Annotated in this window: 15 protein-coding genes; 11 read left to right on the plus strand and 4 right to left on the minus strand. The window is 66.1% G+C overall.

Features of this window, described 5'->3' with window-relative positions; genetic code table 11:
* The first annotated feature begins 56 nt into the window (after positions 1–56).
* From ABT392_RS08985 to ABT392_RS09015, 7 genes are all read left to right on the plus strand, one after another.
* Positions 57–1,646, plus strand: a complete 1,590-nt coding sequence (locus ABT392_RS08985) for an ABC transporter substrate-binding protein (RefSeq protein ID WP_334276503.1) — start codon at positions 57–59, stop codon at positions 1,644–1,646.
* A 159-nt stretch (positions 1,647–1,805) separates the two neighbouring features.
* The gene (locus ABT392_RS08990; RefSeq protein ID WP_334276502.1) at positions 1,806–3,308 is read left to right on the plus strand and encodes a DEAD/DEAH box helicase; all 1,503 of its coding nucleotides are present in this window, start codon (positions 1,806–1,808) and stop codon (positions 3,306–3,308) included.
* A gap of 250 nt (positions 3,309–3,558) precedes the next feature.
* Positions 3,559–4,236: an NAD(P)H-binding protein gene (locus ABT392_RS08995; protein ID WP_464970955.1), complete on the plus strand. Its 678-nt coding sequence runs from the start codon at positions 3,559–3,561 to the stop codon at positions 4,234–4,236.
* Complete coding sequence (locus ABT392_RS09000; RefSeq protein ID WP_334276500.1) at positions 4,233–5,594, plus strand: MBL fold metallo-hydrolase; 1,362 nt, start codon at positions 4,233–4,235, stop codon at positions 5,592–5,594. The genes ABT392_RS08995 and ABT392_RS09000 overlap by 4 nt, the downstream gene beginning before the upstream one ends.
* Positions 5,591–6,424 (plus strand): DUF4010 domain-containing protein, encoded by an 834-nt coding sequence (locus ABT392_RS09005; RefSeq protein ID WP_334276499.1) that lies wholly within the window; start codon positions 5,591–5,593, stop codon positions 6,422–6,424. Before ABT392_RS09000 ends, ABT392_RS09005 begins: the two co-directional genes overlap by 4 nt.
* Entirely contained in the window at positions 6,421–8,319 is a 1,899-nt protein-coding gene (gene mnmC / locus ABT392_RS09010; protein ID WP_395385981.1) for a bifunctional tRNA (5-methylaminomethyl-2-thiouridine)(34)-methyltransferase MnmC2/FAD-dependent 5-carboxymethylaminomethyl-2-thiouridine(34) oxidoreductase MnmC1, read from the plus strand. Before ABT392_RS09005 ends, mnmC begins: the two co-directional genes overlap by 4 nt.
* Positions 8,320–8,641: 322 nt before the next feature.
* Positions 8,642–10,204 (plus strand): M4 family metallopeptidase, encoded by a 1,563-nt coding sequence (locus ABT392_RS09015; RefSeq protein ID WP_464970956.1) that lies wholly within the window; start codon positions 8,642–8,644, stop codon positions 10,202–10,204.
* 313 nt (positions 10,205–10,517) lie between these two features.
* Here ABT392_RS09015 and ABT392_RS09020 read toward each other — a convergent pair whose 3' ends face one another.
* The 4 genes from ABT392_RS09020 to ABT392_RS09035 form a co-directional block, all read right to left on the minus strand.
* The gene (locus tag ABT392_RS09020) at positions 10,518–11,498 is read right to left on the minus strand and encodes an IS110 family RNA-guided transposase (RefSeq protein WP_395384223.1); all 981 of its coding nucleotides are present in this window, start codon (positions 11,496–11,498) and stop codon (positions 10,518–10,520) included.
* A 435-nt stretch (positions 11,499–11,933) separates the two neighbouring features.
* Positions 11,934–12,461 carry a BRO-N domain-containing protein gene (locus ABT392_RS09025; protein WP_395385978.1) on the minus strand — a complete coding sequence of 176 codons (528 nt, stop codon included), beginning with the start codon at positions 12,459–12,461 and terminating at the stop codon, positions 11,934–11,936.
* A gap of 3 nt (positions 12,462–12,464) precedes the next feature.
* On the minus strand, positions 12,465–13,124 hold the full coding sequence (gene rpiA, locus ABT392_RS09030; protein ID WP_334275525.1) for a ribose-5-phosphate isomerase RpiA: 660 nt from the start codon (positions 13,122–13,124) through the stop codon (positions 12,465–12,467).
* Between the two features lie 21 nt (positions 13,125–13,145).
* The gene (locus tag ABT392_RS09035) at positions 13,146–14,258 is read right to left on the minus strand and encodes a 3-deoxy-7-phosphoheptulonate synthase (protein ID WP_395385977.1); all 1,113 of its coding nucleotides are present in this window, start codon (positions 14,256–14,258) and stop codon (positions 13,146–13,148) included.
* A gap of 65 nt (positions 14,259–14,323) precedes the next feature.
* On the opposite strand from ABT392_RS09035, the gene ABT392_RS09040 reads away from it, so the two are divergent.
* From ABT392_RS09040 to ABT392_RS09055, 4 genes are all read left to right on the plus strand, one after another.
* Positions 14,324–15,364 carry a quinone-dependent dihydroorotate dehydrogenase gene (locus ABT392_RS09040; protein WP_395385976.1) on the plus strand — a complete coding sequence of 347 codons (1,041 nt, stop codon included), beginning with the start codon at positions 14,324–14,326 and terminating at the stop codon, positions 15,362–15,364.
* Between the two features lie 108 nt (positions 15,365–15,472).
* On the plus strand, positions 15,473–18,355 hold the full coding sequence (locus ABT392_RS09045; protein ID WP_395385975.1) for a PKD domain-containing protein: 2,883 nt from the start codon (positions 15,473–15,475) through the stop codon (positions 18,353–18,355).
* A gap of 140 nt (positions 18,356–18,495) precedes the next feature.
* Entirely contained in the window at positions 18,496–19,179 is a 684-nt protein-coding gene (locus ABT392_RS09050) for a hypothetical protein (RefSeq protein WP_334275529.1), read from the plus strand.
* Entirely contained in the window at positions 19,176–21,692 is a 2,517-nt protein-coding gene (locus ABT392_RS09055; protein WP_395385974.1) for a hypothetical protein, read from the plus strand. The genes ABT392_RS09050 and ABT392_RS09055 overlap by 4 nt, the downstream gene beginning before the upstream one ends.
* The last annotated feature ends 327 nt before the right edge of the window (positions 21,693–22,019 follow it).

Raw genomic sequence — 22,019 nt, forward strand, 5'->3', positions numbered from 1 at the left:
ATGCGAGCCCTCCGGCCTGCAAAGGTCATGAGGGGAAACCTACACTGCGGCCAAGCATGAAAAACAAGACCGCCCTTCCCTTCACCTTTGCCTTCACCGTTCTGCTCGCGCTCTTTGCTTCAGCGGGTGCCCAGACGCTGCGCTGGGCCGCCCAGGGCGATGTACAGACGCTCGACCCGCATTCGCAGAACGAGATCCTGACCAATATGGTCAATGGCCAGATCTATGAAACCCTGGTCAAGCGCGACCGCCAGCTGAAAGTAGCGCCCGGCCTGGCTACCGAGTGGAAGCAGGTCTCGCCGCTGCTGTGGCGCCTGAAGCTGCGCCAGGGCGTCAAGTTCCACGACGGCACGCCGTTCACGGCCGACGATGTGATCTTCTCGATCCAGCGCGCCATGGACCCAAACTCGCTGATCCGCGTCTACGCGGCGCCGGTGGGCAAGCCGCGCAAGCTCGATGCCTCGACGGTGGAGTTCCAGCTCGACAAGCCCAACCCACTCTTCCTCGACCACCTCGTGCAACTGTGGATGATGAGCAAGCCCTGGGCCGAGAAACACAAGGTGCTGCGGCCCTTGAACTTCAAGGAGCGCGAGGAGAGCTACACGGCCATGCATGCCAACGGCACCGGCCCCTATCAGCTCGCCGAACGCCAGCCGGGCATGAAAACCGCGCTCAAGCGAAACCCGGCCTGGTGGGACAGGCACGCCGGCAATGTGCAGGAAGCGCATCTGATACCGATTGCCAACGACGCCACGCGCAACGCGGCGCTGATCTCTGGCGAGATCGACCTGGTGCTGGACCCGGCGCCAAGAGACCTGGCCAAGCTGCGCCAGTCGCCCCATATCAAGCTGCTCGAAGGTCTGGAAAACCGACTGATCTTCATCGGCATGGACCAGCATCGCGACCGCCTGCTCTACGGCAAGGTGCCCGGCAACAAGAACCCGTTCAAGGACCTGCGAGTGCGGCGAGCGCTCTATCAAGCCATCGACATCGAAGCGATCAAGGTCAAGCTGATGAATGGCCAGAGCGCCCCCACCGGCAGCCTCACGCCCTCGCCCCTTGGCAGTTTCAATGACCCGCAACTCGAAGCCCGTCTGCCGCTTGATCTGCCAGGCGCACAGAAGCTGATGGCCGAGGCTGGCTATCCGGAAGGTTTCGAAGTCACACTCGACTGCCCCAACAACCGCTACGTGAACGACGAGGAAATCTGCCTGGCCCTTGCCGCCATGTGGAAGAAGATCAAGGTCACCGTGCGGGTCAACGCGCAGCCGCGCGTCACCCTTTTCCCCAAGCTCGAGAAGGGCGACACCAGCTTGTTCCTCTACGGCTGGGGTGGCGCCATCACCGATGCAGAGACCATGCTGACCCCGGTGCTGCGCTCGCCGGCCGAGCAAGGGGTGGGCTACGCCAATTTCGGCGGCTGGAAGGTCGAGAAAGCCGACTCGCTGGCCGCCGCGTCCAGCATCGAAGCCGATCCCGTCAAGCGCGAGCAGCTGCTGCGCGCCGCCTTGCGTGAATACCGTGACTCATTGCCCATCCTGCCCTTGCATCGCCAGACCGCCCCCTGGGCGATGCGCAGCAAGGTCAGCGCCCAACATCGTGCCGACAACTGGCTTGAGCTGAATTGGGTCACGGTTTCTCCATGAAGCGCCCGCTATAATGCCGGCCAACGCTGCACAACACAGTCTTTGTGCGGCGTTTCATTTTTTTGAGCCAACGCACACGCCTCGCAGGGCCCTAAGACTGGCACAGCCGCAACAGCTGTGTGGCCATGCTCAACCGGCACCGTGCTCACCAAGCAGTCAATGACCTTCGAATCCCTGGGCCTTGCAGCACCGCTGCTGAAGGCCATTGCCGACGCCGGCTACACCTCCCCGACCCCAATCCAAGCCCAAGCAATTCCCGCCGTCCTTCAAGGCGGCGACCTGCTTGCAGGTGCCCAGACCGGCACCGGCAAGACCGCCGGCTTCACCTTGCCGATGCTGCATCGCCTGAGCACCGGCGAGCCCGCCACCAACAAGCGCGGCAAGCCCGCGATCCGCGCCCTCGTACTGACCCCGACCCGCGAACTTGCGGCCCAGGTCGAGGAGAGCGTCAAGACCTATGGCAAGTACCTGCCGCTGAAGAGCATGGTCATGTTCGGCGGCGTCGGCATGCAGCCGCAGATCAACCGCCTGCGAGACGGCGTCGACATCCTCGTCGCCACACCTGGCCGCCTGCTCGACCACGCGCAGCAAGGCACGCTGGACCTCTCGCAAGTACAGATCCTGGTGCTCGACGAAGCCGACCGCATGCTCGACATGGGCTTCGTGCACGACATCAAGAAGGTGCTGGCACTGCTGCCTGCCAAGAAGCAGAGCCTGCTGTTCTCGGCCACCTTCAGCGACGAGATCAAGAACCTGGCTGACCGCTTGCTGAACCAGCCGGCACTGATCGAGGTGGCTCGCCGCAACCAGACCAATGACGCCATTGCGCAGAAGGTCCACCCGGTCGGCCGCGAGCGCAAGAAGGAATTGCTGGCCCATCTGATCAAGTCGGGCGACTGGCAGCAGGTGCTGGTCTTCACCCGCATGAAGCATGGCGCCAATCGGCTGACCGACTTCCTGAATGACCAGGGCATTTCCGCCATGGCCATCCACGGCAACAAGAGCCAGGGTGCCCGCACCAAGGCGCTGGCCGACTTCAAGAGCGGCGATCTGACCTGCCTGGTCGCGACCGACATTGCCGCCCGCGGCATCGACATCGACCAACTGCCACACGTCGTCAACTTCGAGCTGCCCAACGTGCCCGAAGACTATGTGCACCGCATCGGCCGTACCGGTCGCGCTGGCGCGCAAGGCGAGGCTGTCAGCCTGGTCTGCGTGGACGAGAACATCTTCCTGCGCGACATCGAGAAGCTGATCAAGCGCGAGATCCCCAAGGAAATCGTGGCCGGATTTGCACCCGATCCGAGCGAGCGCGCCGAGCCCATCGTGCTGGGTCGCATGACCATCGGCGTCGGCGGCACCACGCGTGGTGGCCGTCCCGGCGGCGGCGGCGGCGGTGGCGGTGGCCGTGGCGGTCGTCCTGGTGGCGGCGGTGGTCGTCCCGGTGCTGGCGGTGGTGGCCGTCCGGCTCATCCCGGTCAGGCACCGGCACGTCAGGGCCAAGGGCAAGGCCAGGGCCGCCCGCAAGGCGGTGGCGGCCAGTCGCAGCAGGCGCAACAGCCGCGCCGTCCGGCGCCTCAGGGCCAGCAGCCGCGCCGCGAAGGCGGTGGCGGTGGTGGTGGTCGCCCGCAGGGCGCACGCCTGACCTCGCCGAAGCGCTGAGTCTTCAACGCATCACCAGCAAGGCCCCTGGCTTTCCGCTTGGGGCCTTTTTCATTTGGGACTTCAGGCGACGCGCCACCTGAACCGCAGGGCCGCAGGCCGATTGACGTCAGCGGCACGCAGGAGCGCAATGCCATGGTCCTGACCTGGGACATCGTGCTGGCCTTCGGCTGACCCACCCGGCCAGGGTAAGAAGGGTACGGCCCGCGCCACACGGCGGAGAGATGGCTTCGCCCTAAGATCCGGCCCCATGACACATCTATCGCACCGCGTCTGGCTGGCTGGCGCAGGGGGCCTCGTCGGCCGAGCACTGCTGGACGAATTGCTGAGCCAGCCCTTGTACGTTGAAGCGCTGATGCGGCGCGAAAGGCAAGACCTGCCCCCCAGTGACCGGCTGAGCCAGCACTGCGTCGATTTCAGCGCGCGCGATCTTGCAGCGCGGCTGCCTGCGCCTGATGCCGTCTTCATCTGCCTGGGCACGACCATCAAGCAGGCCGGCTCGCAGCAAGCCTTCAAGACCGTTGACCTGGATGCCGTGCTGAACACCGCGCGTGCAGCACGCCAGGCCGGCGCCAGGCGTTGCGGCGTGGTGTCGGCCCTGGGTGCCAGCCCAGGTTCAAGCGTCTTCTACAACCGCATCAAAGGCGAGATGGAAAGCGGCCTGCGCGAGCTGGGCTTCGAGCGCCTGGTGATCGCGCGCCCTTCCCTTTTGCTCGGCGACCGAGCGGCCCTGGGCCAGCCCGAACGCGCCGGCGAACGCTGGGCCAGCCGGCTCAGCGGCCCGTTCTCCGGCCTCATTCCCAAGCGCTGGCGGCCAATCGAGGCCCGGACCGTGGCCCGCGCACTCAGACTTGCGATGGCTCAGCCCGGCCCGGCCCTGTCCGTGCTGGAATCCGGCGAACTTCTGGACCTGGGATCTACGACATGAAACTGACCTTCCTCGGCGCTGCCGACAGCGTCACCGGCTCGCGTCACCTGCTCGACACCGGCGACAAGCGCCTGCTGCTCGATTGCGGCCTGTTCCAGGGCTACAAGATGCTGCGCGAGCGCAACTGGGCTCCCATGGGCGTGGCGCCCGTGTCCATCGACGCGGTGCTGCTCTCGCACGCGCACCTGGACCACAGCGGCTACATACCGGCCTTGGTGCGCCAGGGCTTCCACGGCCAGATCTTCTCGACCGGGGCTACTCGCGAGCTCTGCGAGGTGCTGCTGGCCGACAGCGCCCACCTGCAGGAAGAAGACGCTCGCCGCGCCAACCGCATCGGCAGCTCGCGCCATGAGAAGGCCTTGCCGCTCTACACGATCAAGGACGCGCAGCGCGCGCTGGCCCATTTCGTGGGACTGCCGCGCGACGGCCGGCTCAAGCTGGGCGGCAGCGAAATCCGTTTCACGCCGGCGGGTCATCTGCTGGGCGCCAGTTCGATCAGCATCAAGAGCGGCGGCAAGACCCTGGTGTTCTCCGGCGATCTGGGCCGCAGCAATGACCTGCTGATGCCCCCACCGCAGCCGCTGGAGGAGGCCGATGTGCTGCTGATCGAATCGACCTATGGCAACCGCCTGCATCCGGCGCAAGACCTCGAGCAGGCGCTGGCGCAAGTGGTGCGCCGCACCTTGCAGCGCGGCGGCAGCCTCTTGCTGCCCAGCTTTGCCATCGGCCGTGCACAGGTGCTGCTGCTGGTCATCCAGCGCCTGCGCGCGCAAGGTGAGATTCCGGCCGATCTGCCCATCTATCTGGACAGCCCGATGGCCCGCGAAGCCACCGAGATCACGCTCAAGAATGGCCGCCTGCTGCGCATCAGCGCGGCCGAACTGCGCCGCCTGACCGACGGCGTCCATCTGGTGGCCAAGGCGCCCGAGTCGATGAAGCTGGCAGCCGAGGTCGCACGGCGCAGCGCCATCGTCATCTCGGCCAGTGGCATGGCCACGGGCGGACGGGTGCTGAACTACCTGCGCACGCTGGCGCCATCGGCCCGGCATCACATCTGCTTCCCCGGCTTCCAGGTCGGCGGCACGCGCGGGGCGAAGCTGATTGCGGGCGCCCGCGAGATCAAGATGCAGGGCGAGTTCGTGCCGGTGAATGCCGAGATCAGCCACTTGGAGGGCTTCTCGGGTCACGCCGATGCCGATGGCCTGATGGCCTGGATGCGTGGCTTCAGGAAGCCGCCCAGCCAGGTCTTCGTCGTGCATGGCGAACCCGAGGCCAGCGATGCCTTGCGCAGCAGGATCCAGGACGAGCTGGGTTGGCCGGTGCGCGTGCCGCAGCACGGGGAGACCGTGAACCTGTGAAACGCGAGCTTCTGTTTCCGCTGCTGATCCTGGCAGGCGGCCTACTGGTCGCCGCCCTGCTTCCCACCGAACCCTTGCCCTGGCTTGCCGGCATGAGCCCGCGCGCCTTGCTCGGGCTCTTGCTGCTGATACTGACACTGCAGACGCTGGGACAGGTGGCGCTGGAGCGCCTCGGTCCTCAGCTTGGCTTGGCAGTGGCCGGGCTGATCTCGGGCCTGGTGTCCAGCACCGCCACGATTGCCTCGATGGGCCGCCACGCCCGGCGCGAGCCCGAGCTTGCCCAGGCCTGCGCAGCAGGCGCGGTGATGTCCACCGCCGCCACGTGGTTGCAGGCCTTTCTGATGCTCATGCTGCTGGCGCCCGCCGCCGCTTTCGCCTTCGCTCCTGCGGCCCTGGCCGGGCTGCTTGTGGCAGGCACCGTGGGCGCCTGGCTGGCACGGCGAAGCGGCAAGCGCGCTCGCGTCAACCCGCGCGCCAAGCGGGCACCGCTGCAGCTGCGCGAAACGCTGCTGGTCGCGGGCCTGCTCCTGCTGGTCGCAACCCTGGTCAATGCGGCCCAACAGCGCTTTGGCTCACAGGGCCTGTTTGGCGCGGTGGCGCTCGCTGGGCTGGGTGATGCGCATGCACCGGTCGCCACACTCGCGGCGCTGGAAGCCTCGGGCCAGATCGGGCTGCAGCAGCTTCAGCAAGGCGTGATCCTCGCGATCGCCTGCAACAGCCTGAGTCGCAGCCTCATTGCCTGCATCGGTGGTGGCTGGGCGTTTGCCCGCTGGGTGCTGATGGCGCTCGCCGGCTCCGCCTGCGCGGCAGGCCTCGTGCTGCTGGCATGAAGACCGTTCCCATCGTCCCGGCCCGGGTCGACTTCTCTACGCCAGAGACGCCACAGGCGCCGGACTATGGCGACGTCTACCACAGCAAGTCCGGGGCGTTCGATCAGGCCCGCCACACCTTTCTGGGCGGCAATGGTCTGCCAGGCCGGTGGCAGGGCAGCCGCCGCTTCGTGATCCTGGAAACCGGCTTCGGCCTGGGCAACAACTTCATTGCCACCTGGGCGGCCTGGCTGGCCGACCCGCAGCGCAGCGAGCGCCTGGTCTTCATCAGCATCGAGAAGCACCCGCTGCGCCGCGAGGACCTGAGTCGCGCCCACCAAGGTTCCAGCGAGCCCCGGCTGGCCGAGCAGCTGCTGGCGCAATGGCCGCCCTTGACGCCCAACCTGCATCGGCTGGTGTTCGAGCATGGCCGCGTGGAGCTGCTGCTGGCGCTGGGTGATGTGAGACCTTGGCTCTCAGAACTGGTGGCCGAGGTCGACGCCATCTATCTCGACGGCTTTGCGCTGGCCGGCAACCCTGAGATGTGGGACCCCTACACCTTGAAGCTCCTGGGCCGCCTGGCCAGGCCGGACAGCACGCTGGCCAGCTGGTGCAGTGCCGGCCCTGTGCGGCAGGCGCTGCGCGCAGCCAGCTTCGAGGTCAAGAAAAGGCCGGGCCTGCCGCCGAAATGGCATATGACGACAGCACGCTTCGCGCCGCGCTACGAGCAGCAAAGGCCGGCTGGCCGCGCGCCGCTGGCGCCACATGCCCGCGAGGCCTTGATCGTCGGCGCCGGCCTGGCAGGCGCGGCCTGCACGCATGCGCTGCGAGCTCAGGGCATTGCATGCACCGTGCTCGACGCGCACGCCGGACCGGCACAGGAAGCTTCGGGAAATCCGGCCGGCCTGTTCCACGGCACGCTCAATCCTGACGATGGCCTGCACGCCCGCTTCAACCGCGCAGCGGCACTGGCCACCTCTGCCTTGCTGGAGAGTTTGCCGATTGCCGGCATGCAGCGCGGCCTGCTGCGCCTGGAGCTGGAGCGCGATCTCGCTCGCATGCAGGCGCAGATTGCGCGCCTGGGCCTGCCTCCTGACTATGTGCAGGCCCTCTCCAGCGAAGAAGCCGCCCGGCGCTGCGGCTTGCCGCTCAAGCAGCCAGCCTGGTTCTACCCGCACGGCGGCGCGCTGCCGCCGCAGGCTCTGGTGCGCGCCTTGCTCGCCGACACCCCGGTGCGGACCCATTGCACGGTGGCGCGCGTCGCCCTTGACGAACAACGGGGCTGGCAGGCATTCGATGCGGACGGCCGCCTGCTTGGCGAGGCGCCAGCCCTGGTGTTGGCCGGCGGTCATGCGGCCCTGCCCCTGCTGCAAGACCTGGCCCCCGGCCTGCCGCTCAGCCGGCAGCGCGGCCAGTTGAGCCATCTGCCCGAGGCCTCGCCGCTGCCTCAGCTGCCCGTGGCGGGTGCCGGCTATGCGCTGGCCGATGGCAGGGGCGGCGTCTTCTGTGGCGCGACCACGCAGGACGAGGACCCGGACCCCGCATTGCGCCAGGCCGATCAGGATCAGAACCTTGCGCAGTGGGCTGCCCTGGCTGGCCTTGCCGAGAGGCCACGAACTGCCCTGGCTGGTCGCGTCGGCTGGCGGCTGCTCGCACCGGACCGTCTGCCCTTGGTCGGCGGCCTGCCTGTGCCCGACTACCAGGGTCGTGACGACCAGCCTCGCTTCCTGCCGCGCCTGCCCGGCCTGGTCTTGTGCACCGCACTTGGATCACGTGGCATCACCTGGGCGGCCCTGTGCGGCCAGGTCGCTGCCGCGCTGCTCACCGGTGCGCCGCTGCCTCTGGAAGCCGGCTTGCTCGACGCCATCGACCCGGCCCGCTTCCGGGTCCGACAGATGCGCAAGACCCTGTCCTGACAAGGCCTGTCGCACGCGCGTGCATCGAAGAGCCCACAGCGGCAGCCGAAGGCCTGCGCGAGCAGTCGGGCCGCCTGCCTGGCGCCACCGGCATCTTCAGGATGCGCTGAACTGGTATGTATCCATGTGTTTTTGTTATTCATCGATAACCAGGATCCAGAAGCTTTTGCAAGCGGGAGCTGCACCGACAGGGTTGGGCTGGATGGCAGGACGTCGTCGCGCGAGCGATAGTCGCACCGTGCCAAAAGTCATAGCTTGAACAAGCCACCCTATCGGGCGGCGCGGCACAAGCATGGAAACCCACCATACGGAGACAGTCCCCATGAAAGCACGTCGTTCGCCTGCGCTCTCCAGCGTCGCCCTGGCCCTCCTCACCCTCGCCCTTGCGCCCCTCAGCGCCCACGCCGACAAGGCCAATGCCGAAGGCAGGGCCCTGGGCCACATCAAGAATTTCCCGGGCTACAGCCTGGACGACAGCGACCAGGCCTACAGCCTGCGCGACATCGTGGTCGATGCCGATGGCAGCGAGCATGTGCGCTTCGACCGCAAGTACAAGGGCCTGCGCGTGATCGGCGGCGACATGATCGTGCGCTCGGACCGCAACGGCACCCTGGTCGAGATGCGCCGCACACTGACGCGCGCACCCAAGGCAGAGCTCAAGCCCGCCATCAAGCAAGGCCAGGCCCTGCAGGCTGCCAAGGCAGCCCTGGGTGGTGATGCCAAAGGCCAGTCGCCCGAACTGGTGATCTATGCCCGTGGCGACATGCCGGTGCTGGCCTGGGACGTGCTGGTCGTTGGCGAAGACGCCGACGGCACGCCGTTCGAGAAGCATGCCATCGTGTCGGCCGACAACGGCAATCTGCTCGACAACTGGAACGACATCCACACGGCCGCGGCCAATGGCACGGGCAAGAGCCTGTACAGCGGCAACGTGGTGCTGACGACGAATTCGGTGACGGGGGGCTACGAGCTGCGCGACCCAAGCCGCGGCAGCACCTACACGATCAACATGAAGAACAAGAGCCAGGGCGGCACGATCTTCACCGACACCGACAACATCTGGGGCAACAACCTGACCAGCGATACCGCCTCGGCCGCCGTCGACGCCCAGTACGGCACCGCGCTGACCTGGGACTACTACAAGATCGTCCACGGTCGCAACGGCATCGCCAACGATGGCAAGGGCGCCTACAACCGGGTTCACTACAACCGCAGCTACGCCAACGCCTACTGGTCGGACTCGTGCTTCTGCATGACCTACGGCGACGGCGACGGCCGCAGCCTGCGAGCCCTGGTCTCCATCGACGTGGCCGGCCATGAGATGACCCACGGCGTGACCAGCCGCAGTGCCAATCTGACCTACTCGGGTGAATCCGGTGGCCTGAACGAAGCAACTTCGGACATCTTCGGCACCATGGTCGAGTTCTACGCGAACAACGCCAACGATGCCGGCGACTACCTGATCGGCGAGAAGGTGATGATCAGCAAGGCCTTCCTGCGCAACATGATGAAGCCCAGTGCCGACGGCGCCTCGGCCGACTGCTGGTACTCGGGCCTGGGCAGCCTGGACGTTCACTACAGCTCGGGCCCGGCCAACCACTGGTTCTACCTGCTGGCCGAAGGCACGAACAGCAGCCTGGGCGCCAGCCCGACCTGCGTGGCCGGCAACACCCGCGTGGCCACCGGCAGCGGCTCGCTGAGCGGCATCGGCCGCGACGCTGCCGCCAAGATCTGGTACCGCGCGCTGACGGTCAAGATGACCTCGAGCACCAACTACGCGGGTGCCCGCGCCGCCGCCATCTCGGCCGCCAACGACCTCTATGGCGCCGGCTCCACGCAGTCCAACGCGGTCGCAGCCGCCTGGTCGGCCGTCGGCGTCAACTGATACTCCACGCCTGAATGAATTGGGGCGCCCGCGGGCGCCCCTTTTTTTGTTCTTCGTCGATCTTCTGGGAAGACGCCAACCGGCACGTAGCAGCCGTTTGCCAGAAGGCCGTTTGCGCTGCCAAGGCCATCGGGTGAGGGACTCCGCTCCTGTCCCCCGGATCGGGCTCCGCCCGCTCCTCCTCCTTTACCTCGCTGCGCCCCTCACCCGACGCCCTTGGCCGGACCTTCGAATGCCACCAGGCGCAGGCCACGCTGCTGCGGATCAGGACGGCAGTGGGTGTCCCGCAGCGAAGTAAAGACACCGTCTTGAGTCAAGCAGCCAGTGCTGTCCCGTGGGCGGGGTCAAAGGGCTTCTTGGACTTCAGAACGCCGTAGGCGATGGCCAGGAGCTTGTGCATGCAGGCCACGACAACCACCAAACCCGGCTTGTTCTGCGCCTTCAAGCGAGCCCAGAAAGCGGCGATGGGCGGGTTGTACTTGGCAGCCACCATCGCCGGGTAGAACAGCGCCTGGCGTAGCTCTTTGTGCCCCGTGGGATGCGTCCCCCTGCTGCGATTCAGCGAGCTGCCTGATTGCCGGATCATCGGCGACAGGCTTGCATAGGCCACCAGCGCTTTGGCTGAGCTGAAGCGCTCGGGTCTTCCGATGTAGGCCAGTAGCTGCGGGATGGTCTTCTCACCCAGTCCCGGGATCGTCTGCAACAGTTCCTTGCGTCCGCGCAGGTCTGGGTCATCGTCGATGCTCGACTTGATCTGTGCTGTGACTTCCTCGATGGCACCCACCAGACTGTCCACCATGGCCTGGATCGACGGCCGCACCGAGTCATGCGCAACATCCAGCCGATTGAGCTCGGCCTGGCGCATGTCCTGCAGTGTCTGCAGACGCAGCACCAGCGCTTGCAGCCTGCGCAGCCCCAGCGTCGGCGCCTCCCAAAGTTCCAGCTCATGCTTGTGTGCAAAGCGGGCAAGCGCCTTGGCATCCGCGTTGTCGGTCTTGTTGCGTATGCCTTCGGATTCGATGAAGCGCTTGACCCTCAGCGGGTTCACCACGGAGACAGCCACCCCGCTGTCATGCAGGAACACGGCCAGCGCCTCGTGATAGCTGCCCGTTGCTTCCATGCACGCGTGAGCCTCGCTCTTGCCGCCCTGAACGTGAGACTCGATCCAGTCCATCAGTTGGGAAAACCCCGCCGCATCGTTGGCAAAGACCTTCGAGCGGAACTTCCCCTGCGCATCAAGCAAAGCGACATCGAACTTCCTCTTGCTGATATCCACACCTAGCTTCGTTCTCATGACGTTCCTTCGCAAAGCGCTTATCCGACTTGCGCACCCTGATATGCGGGGTCGCCACCGGAGAGGCTCCGGCAGCGCCCCAAGACACCGTTCGAGCTGTCGCGTCGAATCCGCCGGGGGCACCAGTCTTTACCTCTGGCTCAAAGGCCATAGGGGGAGCGCGGCATCACCCTGACGGGCTTCGCTAAAGCGGAACGAAGCAGCGTGATTCTGATATCAGGGGGAGGCGCCGGCTGCAAGCCGGCGACGGAGGACTGAGCCCGGACACAGACAGTCCTGAGGACTGTCTGTGCCTGGCGAAGGATCAGGCCTCTGGCCTGAGCATGAGCGGAGGGATGCCCGCTGGCGGCCTGATCTTCGACCAACGCAGACACCAGAACACGAACGGCCGGAACGTGCCGTCAAGAGGCATCCACAAATTCTTCCGGCCGTCGCTCAGCGGCGTTGCCTCGCCGGGTGGAAGACGGTGCGCTGCACCCAGGTCCGCAGGCTGATGGCGCGGTCGCTGCTGCGCTCGGCCAGGTACTTCAGCAAGAGCTCGTCCTGCACATAGAGCTGGCGCTCGTACTCGCGCACGCCGTCCTCGTTGAGGCGTCGCAGCACCAGTTCGTTGGGTGGCTCGCCGAGCGCACGGCCCAGGTCTCCAAGGCAGAGCCAGCGCTCCCGATGCTCCTCCTGGACACGGATGTGCACGCCCTTGAACTCGTAGTGCAGGCCCTCGCGTTCATGCCAGCGCGCCCAGCGCAGCCAGCGCCCCATGTCGCCGAACAGGCCGATCAGCTCGGGCGCCAGGAAGATGCCCCACAGCGTGGCCGTGAGCACCAGCGCAGCAGCCCAGTTCTGAAGCCAGTGCTGCATCAGCAGGGTGCCGAGCACGCAGGCGCCCAGCTTGATCCAGCGCGCAGTCGTCATGTGCCAGCGCTCATGGCGCTGCGCGTCATAAACCGGCTTGCCGCGCCGCATGGCTCAGAAGCTCAGTGTCTTCACACCGGTGGACGTTCCCAGCAGGCAGACGCTCGCGCGATTGCGGGCGAACACGCCCACGGTGACCACGCCGGGCCACTGGTTCACCTCGGCCTCGAAGGCTTTCGGGTCCTTGATCTGCAGGCCGCGCACGTCGAGGATCTGGCAGCTGTTGTCGGTGATGACGCCGGCGCGCAGGGTGGCCGTGGCGCCCATGGCTGCAAAGCGGCGAGCGATCTGCGCTGCAGCCATCGGGATCACTTCCACCGGCAAGGGGAACTGGCCCAGCACCGGCACCAGCTTGGATTCGTCGGCAATGCAGACAAAGCGCTCGGCCAGGTCGGCAACGATCTTCTCGCGTGTCAGCGCAGCGCCGCCACCCTTGACCATGTGGCCGCCATGATCGATTTCGTCAGCGCCATCGATGTAGACCGGCAGGCTCTCGACCTCGCCGGCTTCCAGCACCTGGATGCCCAGCGCCTTCATGCGCTCGGTGGAGCGGACCGAGCTGGAGACGGCACCCTTGATCTGCAGGCCGCTGGCGGCCAGGGCGTCGATGAACTTGTCCACCGTCGAGCCGGTGCCGACACCGACGATGCCGCCGGCCGGAACAAATTGCAGGGCGGCCTGGCCGACCAGGGTCTTGAGTTCGTCTTGGGTCATGTCGATGAAGAAGGAGTAGGTTCAGGAATTCTGGCGGCGGTGCTTCACGGCTTCGGCCAGGGTGCGCAGCAACGGCTCGGTCTGGCCCCAGCCCAGGCAGGCATCGGTGATCGAGACGCCGGGCTTCAGGTCGCTCTTGGTCTGGCCCGGGGCCAGGTCTTGCCGGCCCGGCTGCAGATGCGATTCGATCATCACGCCGGTGATGCGCTTGTCGCCAGCCGAGATCTGGGCCGCCACGTCATTGCCGACGTCGATCTGGCGCTCGTACTTCTTGCTCGAGTTGGCGTGCGAGAAGTCGATCATCACCTGCTCGCGAAGGTTCGAGCCGCGCAGCGCATCGCAGGCCGCCGCGACCGAAGCCGCGTCATAGTTTGGCGCCTTTCCGCCGCGCAGGATGATGTGGCAGTCGGCATTGCCGCGGGTCTCGAAGATCGCAGCCGCGCCCATCTTGGTCATGCCCATGAAGGCATGGCTGGCGCTGGCGGCGAGCACCGCATCACTGGCCACCTTGATGCCGCCATCGGTGCCGTTCTTGAATCCGACCGGGCAGCTGAGGCCGGAGGCGAGCTGACGGTGACTCTGGCTCTCGGTCGTGCGGGCGCCGATGGCGCCCCAGGCGATCAGGTCGGCGATGTATTGGGGCGAGAGCAGGTCCAGGAACTCGGTGCCGGCCGGCAGGCCCAGCGCGGTGACATCCAGCAGCAATTGACGGGCCAGACGCAGGCCTTCGTTCATGTGGAAGCTGCCGTCCAGGCGCGGGTCGTTGATATAGCCCTTCCAACCCACCGTGGTGCGCGGCTTCTCGAAGTAGACGCGCATCACGATCAGGAGTTCCTTGCGCAGCTCCTGCTCGGCGGTCTTGAGCAGGCGGGCATAGTCCATCGCCTGGTCGTGATCATGGATCGAGCAGGGGCCGACGACGACCAGCAGCCGGTCGTCCCGCCCGTGCAGCACGTCGCCAATTTCACGGCGCGCGCGCTCGACCAGCGCCTGCGAGGCCTCGGGCAGCGGCAGCTCGTCGAACAGCAGGGCCGGCGAGATCAGCGGGCGGACCGCGCCGATGCGGGTGTCGTCGGTGCGGGTGCTGTCGCGGGTGGCGTCGAGGTCGTGGCGGCTGGCTTCGGGAGTGGTCATGATGCGGTCCTGCGTGAGCCGGACATTATGGTCCGCCAGATGTTGCGATGCGACAATCCCGGCCCATGTCCCTCGTTCCCTACGCCCTCACCCGCCCCTTTCTGTTCGGCCTGGACCCGGAGCACGCCCATGAGTTGACGCTCGGCGCCATCGCCCGGCTGCAGAACACACCCGCCCAGTGCATCTGGTCGCAAGCGCGCATTGCCGACCCGGTGACGGTGGCCGGGCTCAAGTTCCCCAACCGCATCGGCCTTGCCGCCGGCCTGGACAAGAACGGCCGCTGCATCGACGGGCTGGGCGCCATGGGCTTTGGCTTCATCGAGGTGGGCACGGTCACGCCCAAGGGTCAGCCGGGCAACGAAAAGCCGCGCATGTTCCGCCTGCCGCAAGCCGATGCCCTGATCAATCGCCTGGGCTTCAACAACGAGGGCCTGGCGGCTTTTCTCGCCAATGTGCAGCGTGCCCGCAGCTTCCGTGCCGCGGGCGGCCTGGTGGGCCTCAACATCGGCAAGAACGCCGCCACGCCGATCGAGAACGCGGTGGACGATTACCTGATCGGCCTTGAGGGGGTGTTCCCGCATGCCGACTACATCACCGTCAACATCTCCAGCCCCAACACGAAGAACCTGCGTGCGCTGCAGAGCGACGAGGCACTCGACGCCCTGCTTTCGCAGCTGCAAGCCAGGAAGCAGCAGCTGCAGAAGGCCAGTGGTCGCCGGGTGCCGATGTTCGTGAAGATCGCGCCCGACCTCGAAGAAGACCAGGTCGCCGTGATCGCGCAAACGCTGCAGAAGAACGGCATCGACGGCGTGATCGCGACCAACACCACGATCTCCCGCGATGCAGTGCAAGGGCTGGCGCATGCCGGCGAGATGGGCGGCCTCTCCGGCAGGCCGGTGTTTGAGGCCAGCAACCGCGTGATCCGCCTCCTGCGCGCCGCGCTGGGCAAGGACTTTCCCATCATCGGCGTCGGCGGCGTGCTGTCTGGCGACGATGCCCGCGCCAAGATCCAGGCTGGTGCCGACCTGGTGCAGGTCTACACAGGGCTGATCTACAAGGGTCCGGCCCTGGTGCGCGAATGCGCAGAGGCCTTGGCCAGGGTCTAGGGCAGCGAACTCGGCGGCCAGCCGTGCCGCAAGTCCCGGGCTAGCCCCAGGGCGCACAGCCGCGTTGGGCTGGCATAGTCCGCGCCAAGAATAATCGGGGAGGGATCCATGAAATCGCGCGCCTTGACGCGCGCCTTCGGGCGTGCACGTTTGCTACTTGCTACCGGCTTGCTGACCGGCCTGGTCGCCTGTGGCGGCGGCGGTGGAGGTGCTGCGGGCACCGCCCCTGCCACAGGTGGGAACAGCAACCCACCGACAAGCACGTCGCCGGCACCGGCCAACCGGGCACCTTTGGCCAGCGCCAGCGGCGGCAGCAATGTGCAGGAGGGAGACACGGTTCGGCTGGACGCCAGCCAGAGCAGCGACCCCGATGGCGACACGCTGCGTTATCGCTGGAGTTTCCAGGAGCGCCCTGAAGGCAGTGCGGCGACCCTCGATGGCGCAGAGAGCAAGCAGCCCAGCTTTGTCGCCGACAAGGGTGGCAAGTACCGCATCGCGCTGGTGGTCAGCGACGGCACGCTTGAGAGCAGCACTACGCTCGAGCTGAAGGCCAACCGGCAGCCCAAGGCCGCGATCAAGGGGCCGCTCGGCGTGCTTTCCGGGCAGACCTTCGCGCTCGACGGCAGCGCCAGCAGCGACCCGGACGGCGATTCGCTGAGCTACACCTGGACACTCAGCCAGAAGCCGGATGGCAGCAAAGCCTCGCTCGATGCCAGCACCGGCGCCCGGGTCAGCCTCACGCCCGACATCATGGGCAACTACTGCTTCTACCTGCAGGTGAGCGACCTCAACAGCGGCGGCCGCCTGTCCTTGCCCGCCTCGCACTGCGTTCGGCTCGAGGAACGTCCGCTGGCCAAGATCACCGCACCGGCGAGCGCGAGTTCCAGCACCGAGGTGCAGCTGAACGGCTTTTTCAGCGTCGCGGAATGGGGCGGCATTGGCGGCTACACCTGGCGCGTGGTGTCCGCGCCGGCACGCAGCGAGGCCAGGATGATCCTTCCCACGTCGATGCGTGCAAGGCTGTGGGTTGACCTGCCTGGTGCGTACACAGTCGAGCTGGTCGTCAAGGACATGCAAGGCATCTACAGCCTCCCGGTCACGACCACGATACAGGTGACGGCCAGCTCGCAGCGTCCCACCACACCGGTCATCACCCTGCCGGTCGAACCCATCCTGGCGACTCAAGAGGTGAGCTTGCGGGTATCTGCGCTGGACCCTGGCAACGGCACGGTCAGCTATGCCTGGCGTTTCGCGGACGGGACCACCGGCACCGGTGCAACGCTGAGCCGTCGCTTCGCCACGCCAGGCCAGTATGCAGTGACCGTCACGGCGACCAATGGCCTGGGCTTGAGCAGCACAGTCACAACCGTGGTCCGCGTGGCCGAAGCCTTGACCGGCGGCCCGCAGCCGGCCTGCATGGGCAGCAGGTGCGGCGCCAGCAGTGCGACCCGCTATTCCGGAAGCGGAGTGGGCATCTGGACGATCAACAACACCAGCTCGCACGATCAGGTGCTGGACCTGGACATAGACAACGTTGGGCCCGGGCAGAGCGTGGTGCTCCTCTTCGCGAACGCTGGCGAGCAGGACTCGATTCCCCTGCCCGCCTACGGCGTCGCGCCCGCGCCAGGGGCCACCAACGCGCCTCAGCGCACTCCGGCGCAAGCTGCCCTGCCGGCACGCACCGCGATCGAATCGGTTCTGGTCCATCGCTACCACGAGAGCACCGCGAAGACCTATCTGGCGTCCCGGCAGGCCCGAGCCATACCCGCAGAAACCCGCCGGCGCGCGAGCAGCAGCAGTAGCACCGGTGGCAAGCCTCGGCCTGCGCCACCCCTGCACAGCACACGTGAATGGACGGGCGCGCTGGGAGAGAAAGTGCCCTATCAGACCCAGGTCGAGGCCAGTTGCCAGCTGGCGAATGGCCGCAACATCGTCTTCTGGATCGACTCGGCCGGCCTGCTGGCCGGGCAGATCAAGCTCAGCCAGATCGATTCCATGCGAGAGTTCGCCTGCGGCAGCGACGGTGCCTTCGCTCGGCTGACCGCCATCGCGGGCGACTTCTGGGGCCCGCATCAAGACAGCACGCTGATCAGCGACGACACCCTGCAGGATGTCAACGTCGTCATCGGCTACCCCAAGGAGCCAATCGGCGCTGGCGGCTACTACTGGATAGATGCCATGCGAACCAAGTCCACCAATCCCAACTCCAACGAGGCGGTGGCGCTGTTCCTCAACATGCGCGACTTCGCGAACAGCACCCGCCACTACCTGCATTCGGTGCTCATACATGAGGCTACGCACGCCATCAATGGCTACCAGCGCCTGGCCCGTCGCGGCGTCTGGCATGAATCCTGGCTCGAGGAAACGAGCGCCATGATGGGTGAAGACCTGGTGGCCTCGGCGCTGTTGAAAGATGAGCAGGGCCAGCCTTACAGCAATGTGATTTCCATGCTCAGGTTCTTTGCAGCGGACCTGTCCAGCAAGAGCTACACCCGCTACCTCTCGGCCCTGGATGGGGGCAATGAGAAGTACATCGTGGGTGGCAGTTTCGGTGCTTTTCTGAACCGCCGCCATGGCCTGCAGCTGTTCCAGTACCTGATCAATCAATGCTCGGACAGCTCGGCCGGCCAGTCCAGCTACCAATGCGTGGATGCAGCCATCCGGGCCTCGGGTGGCAATGGCTTTGTCGATGAGTTTGTGCGCCTGTATGTGAGCGGGAAAACGCCGTTGAGCGCTGGCGAGGCGCCGGCTGGCTACGGCTGGCCCCTGGCTCAGTCGGACAAGATCGTGTTGCCAGAGTTCGACGCAGCCAAGCCGTACTTCACCAATGCGGGCCAGGAGAATCCCGAATACGTGCCATCGCCCTTGGAGAAATTTGAGCGCACGACCGCGATCCGCATCGCCGACAACGCGCCCAACGGGGCCACGCGCTATCGCCGCATGGGCATCATGCTGCCGCCTGGCATGAGCCTGGCCGTCGTCATCCACTGAGCCCCCGGGCCATTCCCTAAGGGTTCCGCCTCCCCCTGCCTCAAGGCCCCCCGCGGCGGGGGGCGCGAGGGGGGCGGGCTCTCCCTATCGTCCCGTCCGTGGCTGGCCGCTCCGGGCCGGACCGATATGGAGATCCCGCAATGAGCCTCGACACCCAGTCCGCAGCCAACGCCTGCGGCGCTGCGCCGCCCAACCGGCGGACCCTTCTCAAATCGCTGGCCGGTGCCGCCGCTGCCATGGCCGGCGCCGGGCTCATCGCCCCGGCCCAAGCCACACAGCTCAAGCCGCACAACCTGACCAAGCTGATCAACGATGCCGACACCATCATCGCCGGCAAGGTGATCCGCGTGACCGACGGCATGCAGGGCAATGTGCCCTACACCGAGGTGACGATCAGCGTGGCCAGCTCGGCCAAGAAGAAGATCGCCACGCGCTCGGAGTACAAGTTCCGACAGTTCGGTCTGGCCAAGGCCCGCAAGATGCCGGACGGCCGCTTCTTCCTCGGCATGGCCCCGGAGGGCATGGCCAGGTGGACGAAGGACGAGCAGGTATTCGCCTTCCTCTACAAGCCAGCCGCCCGCACCGGCCTGCGCACCACGGTGGGCATGGGCATGGGCAAGTTCAACGTGATGGGCGGCCGCTCGGCCAACGCCTTCAACAACCGCGGCCTGTTCGACAACGTGCGCTTCAGCGGTGTGACCCTGAGCCCGCTGGAAACCGAAATGCTCGGCAAGTCAGGCGGTGACGTCGATGCCAACGTGCTGATGGGCCTGGTCAACAAGGCCGTCGCCGGTCAATGGATCCAGAAGGGGATGATGAAGTGAACCTCAAGACATTGCACAAGGCGCTGGGCGCCCTCGCCCTGCTGGCCGTGGGCCTGGCGCAAGCCGCCGGCCCGCTGTACACCACCGACAAGCCGGGCAAGCCGACGCCGCTGCGCTGGAACACCAGCAAGCCGGTGCCGATCTACACCGACCTCGGCGTCTATGCCTATGACGTCGATGGCGTCACACCCTTCATCACCAACGAGCGCGCCAGGGAGATGGTGGCTTTCGCGGTGAAGCAGTGGAGCGACGTGAAGACCTCTACCTGGAAGGGCTACGTCGCCGGCGACTTCACCAAGGTGCCCAGCATCGGCGCGAACGTCGACGCGACCAATGTCGACAAGGTCTACGGCCAGTACAACGGTGGCGGCATGCACGTCATCTACGACACCGACGGCTCCATCCTCGAAAACTACTTCGGCCTGCCCAAGGACGCGGTGCTGGGCATCGCATTCCCCGAGATCGCCGAAGACAGCGATGGCGACGGCTACGAGGACACCATTGTCGAAGCCACGGCCCTGATGAACGGTTACGCGGTCAATATCAATGACCCGACGGGCCGCCAATTCACCGGCATCATGACGCACGAGTTCGGCCACGCGCTGAACCTCTCGCATGCGCAGGTGAACGGCCAGCTGGCCTTCTTCAGCATCCCGGGCTATTTCGACCTCTATCCCGGCGTGCCGGGTTGCGTGGCGCCGCTGCACCATCCGGGCTATGGCGGTACCGACATGCCGATCAAGCATGTCGAGACCATGTTCCCCTTCATCGATCCGGGCGCGGAGATCGGCTACGAGATGAGCACGGTCGACATGCCGGACGACATCGCCGCCGTCTCCAACCTGTACCCGACGGCCACCTACCGCTCCAGCACCGGCAGCATCGCCGGCACCCTGAAGCTGAAGGACGGCCGCACGCCTTACAGTGGCGTCAACATCATTGCCCGCAACGTCAACAACCCCTTGGGTGATGCGGTGTCGGCGATGACCGGTGACCAGACGCAAGGCAAGGTCGGGCCTGACGGCCGCTTCCAGATCAACAACCTGAAGCCCGGCCAGCAGTACGTGGTCTACATGGAAGAGATCGTGGCCGGTGGCTACCCGACAACGCCGCGCGCCCTGGTCTCGGAAGCCGAGTACTGGAACAGCGGCGAAAGCAGCAGCCCCTCCACCGACCGAGCCTGTACATCGACACCGATCATGGCTGGCGCCGGCACGACGGCCAAGGCAGACCTCGTCTTCAACGGCTACGACAACGGCGTTGACTACTACCCGGTCGTCGATGCCAACCTGATCAAGCTGTCCAAGAATGGCAGCAAAGCATCGGGCGTCTTCTTCGCCACCGCCTTCAGCTGGGACATCAAGAAGGGCATCGAAGTCTTCCCGCCCGAGATCATTGCCACCAACGGTGGCATGGACAAGAGTGGCGACGTCTTCCTCATCAACACCGACGTTGACGGCAACGGCATCTCGTCGGCCGCACTTTGGGAGAAGGGCAAGATCACCAACCTCGGCAGCCTGAACAAGGACAAGTGCGGTGGCTCCAGCTTCGCCGGCCCGATGTCCAGCTATGGCTTCGCGCTCTCCGACGATGGCAAGACGGCGGTGGGCCTGGGCTATGTGGATTCGGACGGCGACGGCTCCTGCGAAAGCGGCTTCCTGCCCGAGGTCCTGCCGGTCATCTGGACCGAGCGAGGCGGGCTGCGCAAGCTCGACGCCAGTGGCCACGATTTCGCCAACGAAGGCTGGCTGCGCGCCCAGGCCCTGTCCGGCGACGGCTCGGTCGTGCTCGGCGAAACCAACTACGGCAAGGCGGTCGCCTGGGTGGAAGAAGGCAAGCGCGTCGACCTGTGGGCGATGTATGGCGGCACCAGCGCCTATTCGGCAAACCGTGATGGCAGCAAGGTGCCGATGGACTCGGTCAAGAAGATCAAGCGCGTCATCGACGGCCAGGTCTATGACGACTGGATCTCCAACGGCGCCATCGTCTGGAACGGCAAGGCTGGAGCCAAGTCGGCGATCACCAAGCTGCCGGTGATGCGCTGGTGCGTGGACATGCCGATCCCGGCCTTCATCGACTGGTCCGGCAACCTGAACGACCCCTGCGCCAGCGGCGCCGATGCCGTGCGCGCCGAATACGGTGTGATCCCGATGCAGCTCAACGACCTCAGCGACGACGGCAAGGTCATCGTCGGCCGCGCCGGTTCCTGGCTCTATGGCAGCTTCGAGGGCGTGATGTACCTGGACGGTCTGGGCTGGATCAAGCTGAGCGACTTCTTCCGCAAGCAAGGCGTTGCCGAGGCCTATCGCTACGGCCTGCAGAACCCGATCTCGGTCAATGCGGCCGGTGACGAGATGATCGGCGGCCTGATGGGCGTGAACCAGACCTGGTACGTGGACATGAAGAACGTCTTCGTCTGCGACAACCGCCGCGACGAAAAGGTCAGCTTCCCCGAGACCTTCGTGAAGAAGGTCAAGGGCGGTGCCCGGATGGGCCGCTGCGCGCACCAGTAATTGCGGTACTGCGTGTGAGCTTCAAGCCCGGTCCAGTGACCGGGCTTTTTTGTGCTTCATCGCCGAACGGCGGGACGACGCCAAGCGGCACTTTGCAGCCGTTCGCGTTGAAGCTCGTTCGCGCTGCCGAGGCCATCGGGTGAGGGCTTGTGCTCCTGTCCCCCGGACCGGGCTTCGCCCGATCCTCCTCCTTTACCTCGCCCAAACCCTCACCCGACGCCCTCGGCCGAACCTGCGCATGCCATCAGGCGAAGGCCACAGTGGTGCGGATCAGGTCGGCAGTGGGTTTCCCGAAGCGAGGTAAAGGAGGAGGACCTGGCGCAGCCA

The organism is Paucibacter sp. JuS9 (assembly GCF_044043925.2).
Taxonomy (GTDB): domain Bacteria; phylum Pseudomonadota; class Gammaproteobacteria; order Burkholderiales; family Burkholderiaceae_C; genus JAUASW01.